Source organism: Bordetella petrii, assembly GCF_020991325.1.
In the GTDB taxonomy this organism is placed as follows: Bacteria; Pseudomonadota; Gammaproteobacteria; order Burkholderiales; family Burkholderiaceae_B; genus Bordetella_A; species Bordetella_A petrii_E.
In genome coordinates this window covers 1-616 of sequence record NZ_JAJMLX010000538.1, presented here as the reverse complement: position 1 = coordinate 616, position 616 = coordinate 1, and the positions used below count along the sequence as shown (strand labels likewise).

Genomic DNA, 616 nt, shown 5'->3' with positions numbered 1-616 from the left:
CGCGGCGCGCGGCATGTCCCGCGCCGGCCGGGCATGGCGCAGCATCAGGCCGCCCAGGTAAGCCAGGTAAAGGCAGCCTGCCGCCTGCAGGACATGGAATGCCAGGCTGCCGGGCCGCAACATCGAGAACCCGCCTATGGCCATGGCAATGAACACGCCGTTGGCCGCGGCCACGCCCAGGCAAAGCGCGGCTGCCTTGCGCCATCCGTGCAGCAGCGCGCCGCGCACGATCAAGAAGAAATCCGGGCCCGGACTGAGCAGCGCCAGGAAATGCGCGCCCGCCACCAGCATGAATTGTTGCCAGGAAAACGCCATATCGCCCCTTTGTATCGAAGTGGCGATTCTGGCGGCGCGCGCGGCGCCGGTATTGAAGAAAAGTGCGGACTGGGCGGCGGCGCCGTTAAGCGCCGGCGCGTTGGTAGGTACCGGGCGTGGCGGCGACCCGCTGCTTGAAGGCGCGCTGGAAATGCGCCTGGTCGGCAAAGCCCAGTTCGTGCGCCACGCGGCTGAGGCTGAGGCCGCCGCGCAACAGCCGGCGCGCCCGCACGATGCGCAGATCCAGCTGGTAGGCGTGCGGCGTCATGCCCGTGGCGGCGCGGCAGGCGCGGATGAACTG

2 protein-coding genes are annotated in these 616 nt (G+C 69.5%); both read right to left on the bottom strand.

Translation table 11 applies throughout. The features are described 5' to 3' along the window. Positions 1-315 (bottom strand): LysE family translocator (locus LPZ50_RS25210; RefSeq protein ID WP_230665547.1); only part of this gene is annotated, 315 nt, incomplete at its 3' end. A gap of 85 nt (positions 316-400) precedes the next feature. Beyond that, positions 401-616, bottom strand: a 216-nt coding sequence (locus LPZ50_RS25205; RefSeq protein ID WP_230665546.1) for a helix-turn-helix transcriptional regulator, incomplete at its 5' end; no start/stop codon positions are given.